Consider the following 18,799-nt stretch of genomic DNA (forward strand, 5'->3'; position numbering starts at 1 on the left):
CTCCACGGCGGCTGATCGTTTCCTCCACGGCGACGGACAGCGCGAGGGGCCGCCCGATCGGTGCGGGCGGCCCCTGACGGAGGGTGCGGCATCAGCCCTGGACGGCGGGGAGCAGGCCGGTGACGGGGGCGACGAGGTCGGTGACCTGGTGCAGCTCGTTGAGCTTGTTCAGCTCGCTCACCTTGTTCAGCTCGGCCAGCTGGCGGGAGACCTTCGGCATGCCGGCCTGCTGCTCGGCGGGGATGTCGCTCGTGGCGAGCGAGTCGAGCGTGGTCATCGGGTTGAGCTGTCCCGCGTCCTGTGCGTCGGTCGCGCTCGCCATCGGTGCGGCGAGGCCGGTGACCCCGGCGGCGAGACAGGCGGCGGCGAGGAGGCGTCGAGTGGAGATCATGCCTGGCGCAACGCCGCGGGAGGGTCCCTGGACACGGCTGATGGCCCGCGCTCACCCGACAGGCGGATCCGTCCGGCTGCGCTTGCCGACCGGGGCGGTGCGGGGGAGCCTCTAAGTGAGGGTCTCGCGGCTCCCCTCTCCGCGCGGTCCGCGGCCCTCTCGGGAGGTCAGCATGGGAACCGCCACAAGCTTCGACACCGAAACCCTGCGCCGCGCTCTGGAGGGAAACACCGGCAACAATCTTCTGTCGCTCTACACGGATGACGCGGAGCTCCGCATCATCGACCACAACACCCAGCCGAGCCATCCGAAGGTGCTGCACGGCCGGACCGAGATCGCCCAGATGCTGGACGACGTCTACAGCCGCGACATGACGCACAAGATGGAACGGTGCGTCATCCAGGGCGACAACGCCGCCTACAGCGAGTCCTGCGAGTACGCGGACGGCGTGCGGGTCCTCTCCGAGTCGATGATCACACTACGTGACGGCAAGATCGCCGAACAGATCATGATCCAGGCATGGGACGAGTAGGAGCACCGGCCCCCCACGGCCCGGACCGGCCCCCGGCCGCACCGGGCCGTGCGCCTGCGGTTATGGTGTTCCCGGGCCGTGACTGGCGCTGAGGTGGAGCACCACCGGGGAGCGGTTCCGACGACATGACATGCCGTGCGCCTGGGCGAGACCGACCGATCAGCCCAGGAGTGGATCATGTCGCAAGCCAGGATCATGGACGGCACCGCGCTCGCCCGCCGCATCGTCGAGGAGACCGCGAAGAAGGCGGCCGATCTGACCGCACGCACCGGTACGACACCCTGTCTGGCGACGGTGCTGGTGGGTGAGGACCCCGCCTCCGTCACCTACGTCCGGATGAAGCAGAACCGCTGCCGCAAGGCCGGCATCGGCTCACGGCACGTGGAGCTGCCCGCCGCCACCACGACCGAGGAGCTGGTCGACACGCTGCGCGCGCTGTCCGCCGACCCGACCGTGCACGGCATCCTGCTCCAGCACCCGATGGGCGCGCACATCGACGAGCGGGCCGCGTTCGAGGCGATCGCCCCGGAGAAGGACGTCGACGGCGTCACGTTCGCGTCGTTCGCGACGATGAGCTTCGGCCTGCCGGGCTTCGTCTCCTGTACACCGGGCGGCATCATGCGGCTGCTCGACGAATACGGCGTGGACCCGGCCGGCAAGCGCGCGGTGGTCGTGGGCCGCAGCGCCATCCTGGGCAAGCCGGCCGGCATGCTGCTGCTCGCCCGGGACGCCACGGTGACGTACTGCCACTCGCGTACGAGCGATCTGTCGGCGGCGGTGCGGGAGGCGGACATCGTGGTCGCCGCGGTCGGCCGGCCCCGGCTGATCAAGGGGCAGGACATCAAGCCGGGCGCGGTCGTGATCGACGCCGGCTACAACGCGGGCAACGTCGGTGATGTCGACTTCGACTCGGCGGTCGAGCGGGCCTCCCTCATCACACCGGTGCCGGGCGGCGTCGGCCCGATGACCATCGCCACGCTGCTGGAACAGACCGTGACCGCCGCCGCCCGCCAGCTGGGCGTCTAGAAACCGGCTCACGCGACGGTCCATTTCTGGTTGGCCTGGGCGTTGCACGTCCACAGCACCATCGGGGTGCCACCCGGAACCCGGTGCCGCGCGACCATAATGTGCGCTGTGCGAGTCGCGATCATGACGGCCGGATCCCGGGGCGATGTGGCCCCCTTCACCGGGCTGGGCCATGGCCTGGTCAGCGCGGGCCACGAGGTCACCCTGGTGACCCACGGCCGCTTCGAACCCCTGGTGGCCGGCTCGGGCGTGGCCTTCCATCCCCTGCCGGTCGATCCACGAGCGGAGCTGGAAGGCCCGCGCGGTCGCGCACTGCACCGCAGCGGGTCCGGCGCGGGCAAGATGGTGCGGGTGGTCGCGATGGCCCGGGAGCTGGTCGGGCGGATGACCGACGACCTGGTGACCGCCGCCCGCGCCAGCGACCTGCTGCTGCTGTCCGCCTCCCTGGCGCCCCTCGGCCACGCCGTCGCCGCGGGACTGGACCTGCCGAGCCTCGAACTGCACCTTCAACCCATCGCTCCCACCAGGGAGTTCGCCCCGCCGATGCTCGGCGGCGGCTCCTACGGCGCCCTCGCCAACCGGCTCGCGGGGCGGAGCGTGCAGTGGGCGGTGGAGCGGGTCTTCGCACCCGCCGTGCCGGAAGTGCGGGCCCGGGTCGGGCGGGGGCGAGGGCGGCCCCGGGGCGGGGAGGCGCCGGTGCTCAACGGTTTCAGCCCCTTGGTCGTCCCCCGCCCCCGCGACTGGCCCGCGGGACTGCGGATCACCGGCTACTGGTGGCCGTACGACGGCCCCGCCCAACTACCCGCCGAGCTGCGGGACTTCCTGGACGCCGGGCCGCCGCCGGTGTTCGTGGGGCTGGGCAGCGCGACCGTGCCCGAGCCGGAGCGGCTGAGCGGGGAGATCGTCCGGGCACTACGCAAGGTCGGGCTGCGCGGGGTGATCCAGCGCGGCTGGGCCGGGCTCGCGGCGGACGGCGACGATCTGCTGACCGTGGACGAGATTCCGCACGCGCTGCTCTTCCCTCGGATGGCGGCCGTGGTCCACCACTGCGGGGCGGGCACCACGGCGGCGGGGCTGCGGGCCGGGGTTCCGGCGGTGCCGGTGCCGATCCAGTTCGACGAGGGCTTCTGGGCGGGCCGCCTGGTCTCCCTGGGCGTGGCCCCCTGCACGCTCCCGCTGCGCCGACTGACGGCCGACACCCTGGCTGAGGCCCTCGTACGCGCCACCGGCGAGCCGGAGTTCGGTAGGCGCGCACGGGAACTCGGGGCGCGGGTGCGGGCGGAGGACGGGGTGGCACCAGTGGTACGGGCGGTGGCGGACGTGGCCCACGGACGCGGCTGAACGAACGCCGGCCGGCCCCCGACACCCCGCGTCGACCGCCCCGCCCCCCTCAATCAGCCTCCCGCCACCCCCCTCTCAGCCCCTCAGCCTCCCCGCCTCCACCCCTCCGGTCGCAGGATTCCCAGGAGTTGGCGGACGAGTTCGTCCACCGCCTCGTCGAGGGTCGCGTCGACCCATCCGGCGCTCCAGTCGTGCAGCAGTCCGTTCACGCTGCCGATGAACGCCGTCGCCGCCAGCCGGTAGTCGCGCGGGGCGGCCTCGCCTCGGGCGGCGGCCGCGTCGGCCTCGGCGCAGATCAGGTCGACCCAGCGGGCGCGGCGGGCCAGGCGCTGCTCCTCCAGGCGGGCGCTGACGCCGATGATCTCCACGAAGGTGATGCGGATGCGCCGCGGGTCCGCGGTGACGTTCCCGGCGTAGGCGCGGAAGATCGCGGTGACGCGCTCGGCGAGCGGAAGGTGCCGGGCGGCGGCGAAGGCGTTCAGGACGGCCTCCTCAGCCCAGTCGTTGACCTGGAGGTGGAGCGCGGCCAGGACGTCCTCAAGGGTGCGGAACTCCTCGTAGAACTGACGCGTCGACAGGCCCGCCGCCTCGCTGAGCGCCGCGACCGTCGTGGAGCGGTAGCCGGGGTCGTCGCCGAACAACCGGAGTGCCGCGTCCAGGAATCTCCGGCGCCGTTCGGCCTGTCGCTCCTCGGCGGACTTCCCGGCGTAACGGCCGGTCGGCCCCCTGAGCCTGCCCGCCACGCGCCCTCCCTCGTCCCACTCGTCGCCCCCTGGCTCGATTTTGTCGTGTCCGCAGTCTTGTGGCGAAGGCCACCCCTTCCTTACTTTCCAGTAAGTAACTCTGAACGCGGCCGTGTTCAGATTTCGACACCCGCACCCGCCACCACTCCCAGAGGAGGGAGCATCATGGCTGCCTTCAGACGCCGGCACCTCTGCTCCGTTGCCGCCGCCCTCGTCCTGACCGCCGTCGTCCCCGCGGCGACCACCGCCACCGCCGCCCCCGACGCCACCGCCCTGCGCGAGGTGCTGTTCGTCGGCAACAACTGGGACGGCACCGCGGACGTCATCAAGTCGACCGGGGACTTCGCGAAGATCGGCCGTATCAACGTGATCCCGGACAAGGACGCGCGGATGGCGGAGATCAACGCCGACCCGATCAAGTGGATCTACTTCACGGCGATCCGCAACGGCGTCGGCGAGGGCCACGACCAGTTCGCCGACGACATGTACTCCACCCCCGACGGCTCGTCCGTGGTGGTCTCCCGGCCGAGCTTCGCCGACGTGGTCTCCCTCGACCTCGCCACCGGGAAGATCAACTGGCGCTTCCCCGTGGCGGGTTACCGCTCCGACCACATGGCCGTCTCACCGGACGGGACCAAGGTCGCCGTCTCCGCGTCGACCGCGAACACCGTGCACGTCCTGGACATCACCACCGGCAAGCAGCTCGGCAAGTTCAGCACCGGCGACAAGCCGCACGAGAACATCTTCACCAGGGACGGCAAGTACATCTACAACATGGCGATCGGTGACGTGAACACCGCTCTGGACGCCCCCTGGCTCGACTGGACCAAGGGCGACCGGCACATCACCGTCGTCGACGCGTCCACCTTCCAGCAGGTCAGGACCATCGACATGCGTCCCAAGCTGGACGCCATCGGCCTCAAGGACTACTCGGACGCGGTGCGCCCGGCCGTCTTCTCGCCGGACGAGTCCAAGCTGTACTTCCAGGTGTCGTTCTTCAACGGCTTCTTCGAGTACGACCTCGCCACCGACACGATCATCCGCACCAAGACGCTGCCGAAGAATCCGGCGACCAACGACGACCGCACCACCATGGTCAACGACTCGCGCCACCACGGCCTGTCGATGAAGCCGGACGGCAGCAAGCTGTGCGTCGCCGGCACCATGGACGACTACGCGACGATCGTCGACCGCGCCACGCTCCAGGAGGGCCCGCTGGTCACCGCCTCCAAGCCGTACTGGGCCACGGTCAGCGGCGACGGCAAGGACTGTGTGATCTCCGAGAGCGGTGCCGACCAGGTCACGGCCATCGACTTCGCCACCGGCAAGAAGGTCGTCTCGGTCCCGGTGGGCGACCATCCCCAGCGCGTCCGGCTCGGGCACGTCGCGACGGACTGGACGTCACCCGCCCAGTGACGCACGGGCGGTGGACCGGTGGCGCGAGAGCAGCCACCGCCACCGCCCACGTTCCGTGACGAGCGTGGCGGCGGCCAGCAGGGACACCGCGACCGCCGCCAACGCGGGCCAGGCCACCCACGAGGAGACCACGGCCGCGACGAGCTGGAGCAGCACGAGCAGGATCGTCACCGCCCCCGGGACCGCCACGATCACCTGGGCCTTGTCCCCGGGGGTGGAGAAGACGGTCGGCAACCCGATCAGGACGACCACCGACAGCACGGCGAGCACCCATGAGTGCCCGGCGAGCGCCCAGGGCGTGGCCACCCACGCGACGAGTTCCGTGCTGAAGCGCAGGACGGATGCGCGGCGGTCGTCGGGTCGTTCCACGGTCGTCTCCCCCAGGCTGTCGGTCACCGGCGGCCGATCCTACGGCGCGCCCCTCAGAACCGTCCCGCCGTCCAGGACGCCAGTTCGGCGCGGGCCGCGGCGAGCAGGGCCGCCGAGGGAGCCGTCGCCCCGTTCGTCACCAGCGCGTAGTGCGTGACGCCGGTGTCCGTGTCGGTGAGCAGCAGCCTGCGGCTGCCCGTGCCGCCGGGTTCGGGGGCGACGCCGATCGGGGTGGCGGCGGTGTACGACGGCGGCGCGTACGCCGTGCCGAGGTCGGAGACCACCGTCGTCCCCGAGCCGGCGAAGGACGCGGGGAGATGGAGCTCGGTGGGTGCCGTGGCGGCGCCCGAGCGCCAGACGAGCAGCCCGTACTGGCCGGAGCCGACCAGCTGCGCCACGTTGGGCAGGGAGCCGGGCACCGGGTTCCAGGTCAGGGTCGTGGAACCGTCGCGGGAGCGGTCCTCGTAGGTGAAGGCGAGCGTCGTCCCGGACGTGCCGCTCGGGTAGAGGCGGTCCAGGAGCCGGGCGTCCTGACGGAGTGTCACCGTGCCGGAGTCGTCGAGGCGTACGGCGGACAGGTCCTCGTCGTTCCAGGCGTCGCCGGAGGTGAGGACCTTGCCGGGGTTGCCGTTCATCTTCTCGTGGTGACGGCCGTTGTAGAGGTCCCACTGCCACTGCGTGCCCGAGAGAACGGGCCCGCTGCCCGCCGCCTGCGACCACCAGTTCGCGCCCTTCACGCGGGAGTCGAGGGCCTGGTACATCGCCTTCAGGACGGTGGGCGCCTTGCCGGCGACCGTGCCCGCCAGCGGGTGCCCGAACTCGCTGACCAGAGCCGCCGTCCCGGCCGCCGCGGCCCGGTCGCGCACGGCGCCGAAGTCGCCGACGTACTGGCCGTCCCCCGCGTTGCCCCACATCAGGATCCCGGAGATGGCCTTCTGGTCGTAGAAGTGGGTGTTGAGGGCGTAGCGGGAGCCGAGGGTGCCCGCGTCGAGGAGTCCGCCCTCCTGCTTCTGGCTGGAGATGTTGGAGTTCCAGAAGAGGTTCGGCTCGACCAGCGCGGGCTTGTCCTGCCAGCCGGCCGCGTCCATCCTGGCGCGGAACCTCGCATAGAACGGCCAGAGCAGATCGCGCTCCCATGTCCTGCTGTTCTGACCGGAGTCGTAGGTCCCGGCGTACGGCTCGTTGAAGGGGTCGATGCCGACCACCCCCGCGAACTCCTCGGCGCTCAGGTGCTGTCGGAGGTACGTCATGGTCGTCTGGGCCGTGGCCAGGAAGGCGTCCTGGAGGCCGTGGGCGTTGTGCCAGAAGTCGTGCTGGGCGGCGGTGACCGCGCCGTTCTGGGTGATGTTCTGGCCCCAGAACAGGCAGATGCCGCAGGACTCGTCGGGGTAACCGCCCAGATCCACGGCCCACTGGGGGGCGCCGTCGCCGGTGTACCAGCTGTCGGCGTCGAACAGGTACCGGGAGTAGAGGTCCTGGTGGAAGTCGGGGAAGACGCGGATGCCGGCGTCGAGGAAGGCGCGCATCTGGTCGGTGGCGGCGGCCAGATAGGCGGTGTCGACCTGGCCGCGGGCCGGTTCGGCGTGGGCCCAGGAGAGCAGGAAGCGGACGGCGTTGCCGCCGCCGAGGGCGCGCAGGGCCTTCGCCGACTTCGCGGCGTCGGCGACCGAGGCGAAGGGCAGGCCGCCGTTCTCCTCCATTTTGGTCTCGCCGGAGACGTTGTAGCCGCGCAGCACGACCTCGCGGCCGGTGGCGTCGACGAAGCGGCCGTTCGACACGGTGAGCGCCGTGCCGTCGAACCAGAGGGAGTCGGGGAGGGGGGCGGCGGTGGCGGACGGGGAGCCCGCCACCGCCAGGAATCCGCTGAGGACGACCAGCGCGGCGAGCAGACGTGCCCGAATATTCGGCATGTCCCCTACAGTCCGGGGATGTCCGGACAACGTCAATACCTTCTGACCCCAGAGTAAGTTGACCATCAGTCAGCACACGGTCCTCAGTGGTCCACCCGCCCGGTCACGTTCAGCGCGCGCCGCAGCACTCGCCGCCCCCTCGGAGCGGTCATAGAGTGACCTACGTCGAGTGACATCCCGGAGCCGCGTATGCGTGACATCCTCCCGGTGCTGAGCGGCTGGTACGCGGCCGGAGTGCCCTTCGGGCTCGCGACCGTCGTCGGGGTCAGCCGGAGTGCGCCGCGCGATCCGGGGGCGGCCATGGCGGTCGGGCCGGACGACGAGGTCGTGGGCAGTGTGTCCGGGGGGTGCGTGGAGGGCGCGGTGTTCGAGCTGGCCCAGGAGGTCGTGGCGAGCGGCCGGGCCCGGCTGGAGACCTTCGGCTACAGCGACGAGGACGCCTTCGCGGTGGGCCTGACCTGCGGCGGGGAGATCACGCTCCTGGTGCGCCCGGTCACTCCCGAGCTGGACCCCTCCTTCGGCGCCGTCGCCGGGTCGGTCGCCGCGGGGGAACCGGTGACCGTGGCCACGGTGACCGACGGACCCGCCCCGCGCGGCGCCGCGCTCGCCGTCTGGCCGGACCGCGTCTCGGGCACGCTGGGCGCCGACGGCCTGGACGCCGCCGTCACCGCCGACGCGCGCGGCGAACTCGCCCTCGGTGTGACGGGCGTACGGCACTACGGTCCGCGCGGCCAGCGGCGTGAGGACGCGGTGTCGGTGTTCCTGCACTCCTTCGCGCCGCCCCCGCGGATGCTGGTGTTCGGGGCGATCGACTACGCGGCCGCCGTGGCCCGCGTCGGTGACTTCCTGGGCTACCGGGTGACGGTGTGCGACGCCCGCCCGGTGTTCGCGACACCGAAGCGCTTCCCGCCGGGCGTGGAGGTGGTCGTGGACTGGCCGCACCGCTATCTGCGCGGCACGGACACCGATGCGCGCACGGTGATCTGCGTGCTGACCCATGACCCGAAGTTCGACGTGCCGCTGCTGGAGGAGGCGCTGCGCCGGCCGGCCGCGTACATCGGGGCGATGGGCAGCCGGCGCACCCACGACGACCGGCTGAAGCGGCTCGTGGAGGCCGGGCTGACGGACCGTGAGCTGTCCCGGCTGCGCTCGCCGGTGGGCCTCGACCTGGGGGCCCGTACGCCCGAGGAGGTGGCCGTGTCCGTGGCCGCCGAGATCGTCGCGCTGCGCTGGGGCGGCAGCGGGGCGCCGCTGACCCGGACCGCCGGGGCCATCCATCCGCGGTGAGCCCGGGGAGGCGCGAGGGCGCCGGAGACGGCCGTGTTGTCAGCGTGGGGGCAGTCGGTGCAGGACGACGTCCGTGAGACGGCCGTCCGCCGCGGTGGCGGTCAGGTAGGTGCAGTGCGGCTGGCGCCGCCGGTCCGTCGGTGATCCGGGGTTGAGCAGCCGCAGCCCGGACGGGGCGGTGGTGTCCCAGGGAATGTGGCTGTGGCCGAAGACCAGCACGTCGAGGTCGGGGAAGCGGGCGGCGCAGCGGGCCTCGCGGCCCTGGGCGGGTCCGGTCTCGTGGACGACGCCGAAGCGCAGTCCGCCCAGCTCGGCGTAGGCCACCTCGGGCAGGCGGGCGCGCAGCGCGGGTCCGTCGTTGTTGCCGTACACGGCGACCAGCCGCCGGCTGCGACTCTCCAGCAGGTCGAGGGTGGCGGTGTCGACCCAGTCCCCGGCGTGGAACACCACATCCGCGTCCGGCAGCTCGGCCAGCAGGGGCGCGGGCAGCTCCCTGGCGCGCCGGGGCAGATGGGTGTCGGACATCAGCAGCAGGCGCACGCCGCCACCCTACGCGGCCCCCTGTGCCGTCCCCGGGAGACGCCACGCGCCGTGGGGCCGAGGTGAAGGGCTCGCGCGGCGGCGTTAGCATCGCTGAAGCGCACGCGCCGCCCGCCGCCGCACGGCATGCGACCAGAGGGGGCCAGGAGCCCGATGCCGGTCAAGGTCAGCGTCATCGTCCCGGTGTTCAACCCGGGTCCCTACATCGACGACTGCGTGGCCTCCCTGCTTCGGCAGTCGCTGCCCCCGGACGAGTACGAGGTGATCTTCGTCGACGACGGGTCCACCGACGACACCCCGGGCCGCCTCGACGAGCTCGCCGCGCGGGACGCGCGGGTCACGGTGGTGCACCAGGAGAACTCCGGCTGGTCGGGCAAGCCCCGCAACGTCGGCATCGACGCGGCCCGCGGCGAGTACGTGATGTTCGTCGACAACGACGACCACCTCGGCGACGAGGCCCTGGAACGCATGTACGCCTACGGGGTGGCCCAGGACGCCGACGTGGTCGTGGGCAAGATGGCCGGGCGGGGGCGGGGCGTGCCCGTGGAGCTGTTCCGGGTCGACCGGCCGCGCGCGAACGTGGAGAACGCGCCGCTGATCGACAGCCTCACCCCGCACAAGATGTTCCGCAAGGCGTTCCTCGACCGCACCGGCCTGCGCTTCCCCGAGGGCCGGCGCCGCCTGGAGGACCACGTCTTCGTCACCGAGGCCTATCTGCGCGCCTCGAACGTGGCCGTGCTGAGCAGCTACGTCTGCTACTACCACGTGCGCCGCGAGGACGCCGGCAACGCGGGCTTCAGGCGCTTCGACCCGGTGGGCTACTTCAAGAATCTGCGCGAGGCCCTCGACGTCGTCGAGCGGTACACATCACCCGGTCCGCTGCGGGACCGGCTCCACCGGCGCTGGCTGCGCGTGGAGATGGTGGAGCGGCTGCGCGGCCGGCGGTTCCTGGCGCTGCCCGACGACTACCGGCGCCAGCTGTTCCACGAGATCCACGGGGTCGTCGGGGAGCGGTTCGGGCCCGGTGTGGCGGCGGGGCTCCAGCCCGCGCAGCGCGTCGTCGCCGAGCTGGCCGCCGCGGGCCGCTACGACGATGTCGTCGCGTTCGCCGACTGGGAGTCCGGGGTCGCGCTGACGGTGGAGCCGGAGGGCCTGGAGTGGCGGGACGGGGTGCTGCGGGTCGTCTTCGCGGCCGAGTACGCGCGCGGCGGTGAACCGCTGACGTTCCCGGCCGCCCCCGGCAGCTCGCCCGGGTGGCCCCCGAAGGACCTGGACGAGGCGTTGCGGTGGCTGGCCGCGGACACGGTGGGCCGGTTCGGCCGGTCGGGCGCGGACCTGCTGCTGCGCGAACGCGCCAGTTCCGCCCAGTACTTCCAGCCCGTGGACGTCGTCCACGAGACCGTGCCGGCGGGCGACGGGCGGAACGTGCGGCTGGTGGTGCGGGCGACGGCCACGATCGACCCGGCGCGCACGGTCGGCGGCGGCCCGCTGTCCGAGGGGCAGTGGGACGCGTATGTGCGGGTGGGGCTCGGCGGCTGGTCCCGGGACACCCGGGTGGGCCCGGTGCCCCGGCAGCGCCGTCCCGCGCCGTACGCGGGGGTCGTCGCGGGGCGCGTGGTGCTGCCGTACTGGACGGACCGGCACGCGAGCCTCGCCCTGGACGTGGGCCGCGCGGGCGGGCGGCTCGGGCTCGGCCGGATCGCCGCCGGGGACGTCACGGTCGACGGCGACCGGATCCGCGTACCGCTGCCCCTGTACGTGCCCGCCCAGGCCGGGGTGCTGCTGCGGCTGTCCGCCGCCCATGACGTGCCCGCGGTGCTCTCCCCCGCCCCCACCGGGACGGGCGCGGTGCTGGAGGCCGTGCTGCCCACCGCCGCCCTGGTCGGCCGGACCTGGCGGACCTCGCTCTGTCTGGCCCCCGACGCGCCCGAGCCGCGTTTCCACCCGCTGTCCTTCGCGCTGCGCGTCGGCGCCCCGGGCGTGCGCGTGGTGGAGGCGCCCGGCCCGGGTGTCGTACGGCGGTTGGTGCGGGTGGCGCGGCGGGCGCGGCGCCGGGCCGGGCGGGCCGTGGCGCGGTTCCGGGGGGCCCTGGCGCGGAGGGAGTGACAGCGTGCGGGCACTGGGGATCGACGGCGCCTGGGTGCTGGAGCCCCGGGTCTTCCGGGACGGCCGGGGCAGCTTCCACGAGTGGTTCCGGGCGCCGGAGTTCCGGGACGGCACCGGCCGTGCCCTGGCCCTCGCGCAGGCCAACTGCTCGGTGTCCCGGCGGGGGGTGCTGCGCGGGGTGCACTACGCCGACGTACCGCCCGGGCAGGCCAAGTACGTGACGTGTGTGCGGGGTGCCGTGCTGGACGTGGCGGTCGATCTGCGGGTGGGCTCGCCGGGCTTCGGGCGGTGGGAGGCGGTACGGCTGGACGACGTGGCGCGGCGCGCGCTGTTCCTCGCCGAAGGGCTCGGGCACGCCTTCCTGGCGCTGACCGACGACGCCACCGTGGTCTACCTGTGCTCGGCCGGGTACGCGCCCGAGCGGGAGCACGGGGTGCATCCGCTCGATCCGGAGCTGGGCATCCGCTGGCCCGAGGACGTGCCCCCGGTGCTGTCGGACCGGGACGCCGGGGCACCGACGCTCGCCCGGGCCAGGGAGGCGGGGCTGCTGCCGTCGTACGACGTGTGCCGGGCCCGCTACCGGGAGCTCAGCGCCCCTCGGGGCTGACCCGGCGCAGTGCGGCGCGCAGCGGCTCCCAGCCACGGGACCGGGCGAGGCCCAGGTCCCGGGCGTGCCGGAGCGGGCGCCAGAAGCCCGCGCCGAGCAGGGTCCGCGGGTCGACGGCGTGGACGCGGTCGAGCACGGCCTCGGGCACCTTCTGCGGGTCGGGCACGTCGTACTCGGCGACGATCGCGTCGTAGCGGTCGCGCAGGACCGTGTTGCGCGGGTCGGCGCCGAAGACCACGAGCTGGCCGGTGGGCCGGGTGTCGACGAGGACGGTGACCAGGTCGGGGCGGTGGACGGCGAGGATCTCGGCGACCTTGTAGACGTCGCCGGCCCAGGCGGTGGTGTGCCGGTCGCGGGCCGCCTCGTCGGCGTTGCGGGGCAGCACGTCGTCGAGGACGATCACGCTCGCCCAGTCGGAGTGGCGCTCGACGTTCATGAAGTCGCGCAGCGCGTACTCGAAGAGGTGCAGGCCGTCGATGAAGGACAGGTCGAGGGTGGTGCGCCGCCAGTGGCCCAGGGGGTGGCGGCCCCGGCGCAGATTGCGCAGCGGGTGGCGGCCGCCCTTGAGGTGGGCCAGGGGGTCGGGGCGGGCGAAGAAGTCGTCGCTGGTCGCGCGGACGAGGTGGACGTCGCAGCGGAGCTCCGCGGTGACCTTGAAGGCGGGGTCGACGGCGATGCTGGGGACGCGGGAGAGTCGCAGGCTGCGGCCGTCGTTGACGCCGATCTCCAGGTAGTTGCGGTTGTGGGTGACGCGGTGCAGCTCGCGCAGGAACTCATGGCGTTTCACGCGGGGACTCCTCGCGGACGGTGCGGATGAGGGGCAGGGCCTCGTGCAGGGCGGTGCGCCAGTCGCGCGGCGGGGCCAGCCCGGCCTCCCGCCAGCGGCCGTGCGCCAGAACGCTGTAGGCGGGGCGGGGCGCGGGGCGCGCGAACGCCTCGCTGCCCGTGGGCCGGACCCGGGCGGGATCGGCGCCGACGGCCCGGAAGATCTCGCGGGCCAGTCCGTACCAGGTGGTCTCCCCGGCGGACGTGGCGTGGAAGACGCCGTGCAGCCGGGGTCCGAGGCGCGGTCCGAGGTCGGCGAGGCGTACGGCCACGTCCGCGCTCCAGGTGGGCTGTCCGCGCTGGTCGTCGACGACGTCGACGCTGTCCCGGCGGGCCTCCAGGTCGAGCAGGGTGCGCACGAAGCTGCGGCCGTGGGCGCCGTAGAGCCAGGCGGTGCGCACGACGGCGGAGGTGTCGGGGAGGATGGTGAGGACGGCCCGCTCGCCGGCGAGCTTGGTGCGGCCGTACGCGGTGCGCGGGTCCGGGGGGTGGTCCTCGGGGTAGGGCGTGGTGCGGCCGGTGCCCGCGAAGACGTAGTCGGTGGAGACGTGGAGGAGGCGGGCGCCGTGCGTGGCGCAGGCGCGGGCGAGCAGGGCGGGTCCGTCGCCGTTGACGCGCAGGGCGCGGGGTTCGTCGGACTCCGCGTCGTCGACGGCCGTGTAGGCGGCGCAGTTGACGACGAGGTCGGGGCGGTGGGCGGCGAAGGCGCGTGCGACGGCGTCCGGGCGGGTGATGTCCAGGCCGGCGTGGTCGAGGCCGGTCACGTCCGCGCCGCGCCGGGCCAGTTCGAGGACGGTGTCGCGGCCGAGCATGCCGCCCGCGCCCGTGACGAGCCATCTCATGTCATGCGCGCCCCCGCTTCAGGGGCTCCCACCAGTCGCGGTGGTCGCGGTACCAGGCGACGGTCTCGGCGAGGCCGGTCGTGAAGTCGTGGCGGGGGCGGTAGCCGAGTTCGGTGCGGGCCTTGGTCCAGTCGACGCAGTAGCGCAGGTCGTGGCCCTTGCGGTCCTCGACGTACGTCACCCGGTCCCAGCCGGCGCCGCACGCGTCCAGGAGCAGGCCGGTGAGGTCCTTGTTGCTGAGTTCGGTGCCGCCGCCGATGTTGTAGACCTCGCCGGGGCGGCCCCGGGTGCGCGCGAGGTCGACGCCCTGGCAGTGGTCGTCGACGTGCAGCCAGTCGCGGACGTTGCGCCCGTCGCCGTAGAGCGGGACCGTCCGGCCGTCGAGGAGGTTGGTGACGAACAGGGGGACGACCTTCTCGGGGAACTGGCGCGGGCCGTAGTTGTTGGAACAGCGGGTGACGCGGACGTCCAGGCCGTGGGTGCGGTGGTACGCGAGGGCCATGAGGTCGGCGGACGCCTTGGAGGCGGAGTACGGGGAGTTGGGGTGCAGCGGCTCGTCCTCGGTCCAGGCGCCGGCCTCGATGGAACCGTAGACCTCGTCGGTGGAGACCTGCACGAAGGGTCCGGTGCCGTGGCGCAGGGCCGCGTCCAGCAGGGTCTGGGTGCCGAGGACGTTGGTGCGCACGAACGCGCCGGCGCCCTCGATCGAGCGGTCCACGTGGGACTCGGCGGCGAAGTGGACGACCTGGTCGGCGCGGGCCATCAGCCGGTCGACGAGGGCCGCGTCGCAGATGTCGCCGTGCGTGAACTCCAGGCGGGGGTGGCCGATGGGCAGGTTGGCGCGGGTGCCGGCGTAGGTGAGCTTGTCCAGGACGGTGATGTCCGTCGTTCCCTCGGCCAGGAGCCGGCGGACGTAGGCCGAGCCGATGAAGCCGGCGGCTCCGGTGACGAGGAGGTTCATGTGTGGATCCGCACCTTGCTGTGGTCGCCGAGGACGAGGCGGTGGGCGCTCGGCACGCCCGGCGCCGGGGTGACCTCGACGTGGCGGCCGATGAGGGACTCCTCGATGCGGCCCACTCCGTCGATGGAGGAGTCGCGCAGCACGATGGAGAACTCCAGTTCGCTGTCGGCGATCCGGCAGTTCTCCGCGATGGAGGTGAAGGGGCCGACGTAGGAGTCGCGGACCTCGGTGCCCGCGCCGATGACGACGGGCCCGACGATGCGCGAGTTGACCACCCGGGCGCCCTCCTCGACGACCACCCGGCCGATGGTCTCGGAGGCGTCGTCGACCTCGCCGTCGATGCGCCGCTCCACGGTCTCCAGGACGGTCCGGTTCACTTCGAGCATGTCGACGACGTTCCCGGTGTCCTTCCAGTAGCCCTTGACGATGGTGGAGCGGACGTCGGCGCCGGTGTCCAGGAGGTGCTGGATCGCGTCGGTGATCTCCAGCTCGCCGCGCCGGGAGGGGCCGATCGCGCGGACGGCGGCGTGGACGGCGGGCGTGAACAGGTAGACCCCGACGAGGGCCAGGTCGCTTCTGGGCTGCCGGGGTTTCTCCTCCAGTCCGACGACCCGGCCCGCGGCGTCGAGTTCGGCCACGCCGAAGGCGCGCGGGTCGGAGACGCGGGTGAGCAGGATCTGGGCGGCGGGGCGGGTCCTGCGGAACTCGTCGACGAGGTCGGTGATGCCGCCGACGATGAAGTTGTCGCCCAGGTACATCACGAAGTCGTCGTCGCCGAGGTAGTCGCGGGCGATCAGCACCGCGTGGGCGAGGCCGAGGGGGCGTTCCTGGGGGAGGTAGGTGACGTCGAGACCGAAGGCCGAGCCGTCGCCGACGGCGGCGCGTATCTCGTCGGCGGTGTCCCCGACGATCACTCCGACCTGGGTGATGCCGGCTTCGGCGAGGGACTCCAGGCCGTAGAAGAGGACGGGTTTGTTCGCCACCGGCACGAGTTGTTTGGCCGAGGTGTGTGTGATCGGCCTCAGCCGGGTGCCGGCTCCGCCGGACAGCACGAGAGCCTTCACGACTTCACCCTAGCCCCGGTCGCCCGAAGGAGGCACTTTCTCTTCTGTGGGATATTGTTCATTTCTGTTTGATCGTAGCAGGGGTGTCTTCGTCATCCCCCGGATTTCTCAGTCATCACCCCTGACGATGTTCCCCTCCGTGCCCCGGCGGTTCCCGGAGTCGGAGTCGGGAGCGACGGCCGGTATCCAGGTGCGCAGGGCGTTCCCGGTGTGGCGCAGGCGGCGGGCGCGTGCCCAGCCGGTCTCGGGCCGTCGGACGGTGGCAGTGGCCTTCTCCTCGATGTGCGAGGTCACGACGTTCATCGCCTTTCTGCGGTGCCGGTGGGCACCGTTCGACTGAGCGCCCCGAGTACCCGTGCGGCGCGAGGCGATGCGTGGGGCGCGCCGGGCGTCAGCCGCCCAGGTCCAGTTCGCTCCACACCTGCTTGCCGCCGCTGACCGGCACGCTCCCCCACGCGTCCGACACCGCCTCGACGAGGAGGATGCCGCGGCCTCCGGTGGCGTCCCAGCTGATGCTCCTCGGCTTGACGGGGGTGCGGGGCGAGGCGTCGGTGACGGCGACGCGCAGCCGGTGGTTGATGCGGGTGAGGTCGAGGCGGACCCGTCCGTCGGTGTGGACGAGGGCGTTGGTGACGAGTTCGGAGACGACGAGCAGGGCCGAGTCCGTGGCGTCCGGCGGGACGCCCCAGGAGCGCAGCGTGCGCCGGGTGAAGCGGCGCGCGTGCCCGGCGGCCTCGGGCACCCGCCACACCGTCCAGCCCTCGCGCAGCGGCCGGACGGCCATGCCGTCGTAGCGCATCAGCAGCAGCGCCACGTCGTCGCCGCGGTGGGCGTTGCCGAGCAGGGCGTCGGCGACCAGGCCCAGATGGGCGGGGTCGGAGACGGACAGCTGGTGGGCGAGCCGGTCCATGCCGGTGTCGATGTCGGAGTCGGCGGACTCCACCAGCCCGTCGGTGGTCAGCGCGATCACCGTGCCGGGCTGCAGCCGCAGCGGGGCCATCGGGAACTCGGCCTGGCCGACCACCCCCAGCGGCGGCCCGCCCTCGGTCTCGGCGATGTCGGTGGAGCCGTCCGGGTGACGCAGCACGGGCGGCGGATGTCCGGCGCGCACGCACCAGGCGGTGCCCGCCTCCATGTCGACGTCGACGTAGCAGCAGGTGGCGAAGAGGTCGATCTCCAGCTCGGACAGCAGCCGGTTGGCGTGCGAGACGACCACGTCCGGCGGATGGCCCTCGGCGGCGTAGGCGCGCAGCGCGGTGCGCATCTGGCCCATCAGGGTGGCGGCGGCCGCGCTGTGGCCCTGGACGTCGCCGATGACGAGGGCGACGTGGTTGTCGGGCAGCGGGATCACGTCGTACCAGTCGCCGCCCACCTCCAGGCCGGCCGTGGCGGGCAGATAGCGGGCCACGGCGACGGCGCCGGGCAGTTTGGGCAGCCGGCGCGGCAGCAGCTGGCGTTGCAGCATGCCGACGAGTTCGTGCTCGGCGTCGAAGGCGTGGGCGCGCATCAGGGCCTGCCCGGCCAGGCCGGCGGAGGCGGTGAGCAGGGCGCGCTCGTCGGGCCCGAAGTCGTGCGGGGTGTCCCAGCCGATGAGGCAGGCGCCGGCCATACGGCCCGCGGCGGACAGCGGGAGCACGGCCAGACCGCCCGGGCCCACCTCGGCGAGGGCGGGCTCCAGGGCGGTGCCGGCCGGCCAGATCCGGGCGCGGCCCTCGCGCAGCGCGGCGGCGAGCGTCGGCATGGCCCGCACGGGCGCGTCGGGCCACTCGGTACGCCACTCCACCTGCCACAGCTCGGGCCAGGACTCGGGCTCCGGCGGGTCGAGGACGGTGACGACGAGCCGGTCGCCCTCCAGCTCGGCGAGGGCGATCCGATCGGCGCGCAGGGGCCGTCGCAGGGCGGCGACGACGGCCTGGCTGACGTCCTTGACGGTGCCGGCGGTGGCGAGCGCGGCGGCCAGCCGCTGGACGCGGGCGACATCGGTGATCTCCGGACGCAGGGTGGAGACGTCGGCGACGGTGCCCACCAGGCGCGCCGGGTGGCCCTCGCCGCCGGGGAGCAGCCGGCCGCGCAGCCGGAGCCACCGCGGCGGGCCGTCGGGCCGCAGGACGCGGAACTCCAGCTCGCGCTCGCCGATGGTCATGTGGTCGGCCTCCACGACCGACATCAGCGCGGGCAGGTCCTCGGGCACGGTGAGCCCCAGCAGGGTCTCGACGCGGCCGTCGAACTGGTCGCGGGTGAGGCCGAACAGGTCCAGGATCTCGTCGCCGACCTCCACGCGCCCGGTGTCCATGGCGAGGCCGAAGGCGTTGCCGTGCGGCTCGCGGCTCTCCTCCGCGGCCTTCGCGGCGGCCGGCGAGGCGGCGGCCTCGGCGACCAGTTCCAGGCAGGCGCGCTCGTCGGGGTCGAAGCCGTCGTGGCTCTCGCTGACGGCGAGCAGACAGCCCGGCGCGTCGTCGGGCGTGGGCAGGGCGGCGAGGTGGACGTCCCGCGAGGGCACGCGGCGCGCGTCGGCGCAGTCGGCCAGCTCCTCGGGGCCGAGCCACAGCGGCCGCCTCGTGCGATGGGCGTCGGCGGCCGGGGAGCGGCCGTCGAGGGCGTAGGTCTCGCGCAGGCCGTAGACCGTGCGGGGCACTCCGGCGGACTCGGCCAGGCACAGCACGGTGCCGTCGTCGCTGAGCGTGTACACGGCGGCGAGGGACGCGCCCGCGAAGACGAGCGCCTGTTCCAGCACGCGCCTCACCCGTTCGGGTGAAGGCGGACCGCTCGTGATCGCTTTGAGGGCGTCCTCGGCACGCAGCGTTCTCATTCTGCGTCCGGCGGCACCCTGACTGACCAC

Annotated in this window: 18 protein-coding genes and 1 riboswitch; of the genes, 7 read left to right on the forward strand and 11 right to left on the reverse strand. The window is 73.1% G+C overall.

What is annotated here, in order from left to right; translation table 11 throughout:
* Nucleotides 1-91 precede the first annotated feature (91 nt).
* The gene (locus ACZ5NW_RS20435) at nt 92-391 is read right to left on the reverse strand and encodes a hypothetical protein (protein ID WP_468745267.1); all 300 of its coding nucleotides are present in this window, start codon (nt 389-391) and stop codon (nt 92-94) included.
* A 172-nt stretch (nt 392-563) separates the two neighbouring features.
* Here ACZ5NW_RS20435 and ACZ5NW_RS20440 point away from each other — a divergent pair, with 172 nt between their 5' ends.
* From ACZ5NW_RS20440 to ACZ5NW_RS20450, 3 genes are all read left to right on the forward strand, one after another.
* The gene (locus tag ACZ5NW_RS20440) at nt 564-923 is read left to right on the forward strand and encodes a nuclear transport factor 2 family protein (RefSeq protein WP_468745268.1); all 360 of its coding nucleotides are present in this window, start codon (nt 564-566) and stop codon (nt 921-923) included.
* Between the two features lie 68 nt (nt 924-991).
* Nucleotides 992-1,077: riboswitch (ZMP/ZTP riboswitch) on the forward strand.
* Between the two features lie 23 nt (nt 1,078-1,100).
* Entirely contained in the window at nt 1,101-1,949 is an 849-nt protein-coding gene (locus ACZ5NW_RS20445) for a bifunctional 5,10-methylenetetrahydrofolate dehydrogenase/5,10-methenyltetrahydrofolate cyclohydrolase (protein WP_468745269.1), read from the forward strand.
* A gap of 123 nt (nt 1,950-2,072) precedes the next feature.
* On the forward strand, nt 2,073-3,290 hold the full coding sequence (locus ACZ5NW_RS20450; protein ID WP_468745634.1) for a glycosyltransferase: 1,218 nt from the start codon (nt 2,073-2,075) through the stop codon (nt 3,288-3,290).
* 83 nt (nt 3,291-3,373) lie between these two features.
* Here the strand turns inward: ACZ5NW_RS20450 and ACZ5NW_RS20455 are convergent, their stop codons facing one another.
* On the reverse strand, nt 3,374-4,033 hold the full coding sequence (locus tag ACZ5NW_RS20455; protein WP_468745270.1) for a TetR/AcrR family transcriptional regulator: 660 nt from the start codon (nt 4,031-4,033) through the stop codon (nt 3,374-3,376).
* A gap of 165 nt (nt 4,034-4,198) precedes the next feature.
* On the opposite strand from ACZ5NW_RS20455, the gene ACZ5NW_RS20460 reads away from it, so the two are divergent.
* Nucleotides 4,199-5,449: a YncE family protein gene (locus ACZ5NW_RS20460; RefSeq protein ID WP_468745271.1), complete on the forward strand. Its 1,251-nt coding sequence runs from the start codon at nt 4,199-4,201 to the stop codon at nt 5,447-5,449.
* Here ACZ5NW_RS20460 and ACZ5NW_RS20465 read toward each other — a convergent pair.
* Nucleotides 5,435-5,818, reverse strand: a complete 384-nt coding sequence (locus tag ACZ5NW_RS20465; RefSeq protein ID WP_468745635.1) for a hypothetical protein — start codon at nt 5,816-5,818, stop codon at nt 5,435-5,437. The genes ACZ5NW_RS20460 and ACZ5NW_RS20465 overlap by 15 nt on opposite strands.
* A 53-nt stretch (nt 5,819-5,871) precedes the next feature.
* Entirely contained in the window at nt 5,872-7,728 is a 1,857-nt protein-coding gene (locus ACZ5NW_RS20470; protein WP_468745272.1) for a cellulase family glycosylhydrolase, read from the reverse strand.
* 189 nt (nt 7,729-7,917) lie between these two features.
* On the opposite strand from ACZ5NW_RS20470, the gene ACZ5NW_RS20475 reads away from it, so the two are divergent.
* Entirely contained in the window at nt 7,918-9,015 is a 1,098-nt protein-coding gene (locus tag ACZ5NW_RS20475) for an XdhC family protein (RefSeq protein WP_468745273.1), read from the forward strand.
* A 39-nt stretch (nt 9,016-9,054) separates the two neighbouring features.
* Here the strand turns inward: ACZ5NW_RS20475 and ACZ5NW_RS20480 are convergent, their stop codons facing one another.
* Entirely contained in the window at nt 9,055-9,555 is a 501-nt protein-coding gene (locus tag ACZ5NW_RS20480) for a metallophosphoesterase family protein (RefSeq protein WP_468745274.1), read from the reverse strand.
* Nucleotides 9,556-9,708: 153 nt separating this feature from the next.
* Here ACZ5NW_RS20480 and ACZ5NW_RS20485 point away from each other — a divergent pair, with 153 nt between their 5' ends.
* Both ACZ5NW_RS20485 and rfbC read left to right on the forward strand, forming a co-directional pair.
* Nucleotides 9,709-11,661, forward strand: a complete 1,953-nt coding sequence (locus tag ACZ5NW_RS20485; protein ID WP_468745275.1) for a glycosyltransferase family 2 protein — start codon at nt 9,709-9,711, stop codon at nt 11,659-11,661.
* A gap of 4 nt (nt 11,662-11,665) precedes the next feature.
* The gene (gene rfbC, locus ACZ5NW_RS20490; RefSeq protein ID WP_468745276.1) at nt 11,666-12,268 is read left to right on the forward strand and encodes a dTDP-4-dehydrorhamnose 3,5-epimerase; all 603 of its coding nucleotides are present in this window, start codon (nt 11,666-11,668) and stop codon (nt 12,266-12,268) included.
* On the opposite strand, the gene ACZ5NW_RS20495 is transcribed toward rfbC, so the two are convergent.
* The 6 genes from ACZ5NW_RS20495 to ACZ5NW_RS20520 form a co-directional block, all read right to left on the reverse strand.
* Nucleotides 12,249-13,055 carry a class I SAM-dependent methyltransferase gene (locus ACZ5NW_RS20495; protein WP_468745277.1) on the reverse strand — a complete coding sequence of 269 codons (807 nt, stop codon included), beginning with the start codon at nt 13,053-13,055 and terminating at the stop codon, nt 12,249-12,251. The genes rfbC and ACZ5NW_RS20495 overlap by 20 nt on opposite strands.
* The gene (gene rfbD / locus ACZ5NW_RS20500) at nt 13,042-13,935 is read right to left on the reverse strand and encodes a dTDP-4-dehydrorhamnose reductase (protein WP_468745278.1); all 894 of its coding nucleotides are present in this window, start codon (nt 13,933-13,935) and stop codon (nt 13,042-13,044) included. Before rfbD ends, ACZ5NW_RS20495 begins: the two co-directional genes overlap by 14 nt.
* 1 nt (nt 13,936) lies before the next feature.
* Nucleotides 13,937-14,896 carry a dTDP-glucose 4,6-dehydratase gene (gene rfbB, locus ACZ5NW_RS20505; RefSeq protein ID WP_468745279.1) on the reverse strand — a complete coding sequence of 320 codons (960 nt, stop codon included), beginning with the start codon at nt 14,894-14,896 and terminating at the stop codon, nt 13,937-13,939.
* The gene (locus tag ACZ5NW_RS20510) at nt 14,893-15,960 is read right to left on the reverse strand and encodes a glucose-1-phosphate thymidylyltransferase (RefSeq protein ID WP_468745280.1); all 1,068 of its coding nucleotides are present in this window, start codon (nt 15,958-15,960) and stop codon (nt 14,893-14,895) included. Before ACZ5NW_RS20510 ends, rfbB begins: the two co-directional genes overlap by 4 nt.
* Before the next feature lie 108 nt (nt 15,961-16,068).
* Entirely contained in the window at nt 16,069-16,254 is a 186-nt protein-coding gene (locus ACZ5NW_RS20515) for a hypothetical protein (RefSeq protein ID WP_468745281.1), read from the reverse strand.
* A gap of 97 nt (nt 16,255-16,351) precedes the next feature.
* The gene (locus ACZ5NW_RS20520; RefSeq protein ID WP_468745282.1) at nt 16,352-18,799 is read right to left on the reverse strand and encodes a SpoIIE family protein phosphatase; all 2,448 of its coding nucleotides are present in this window, start codon (nt 18,797-18,799) and stop codon (nt 16,352-16,354) included.

Source organism: Streptomyces sp. NPDC032126 (assembly GCF_055580085.1).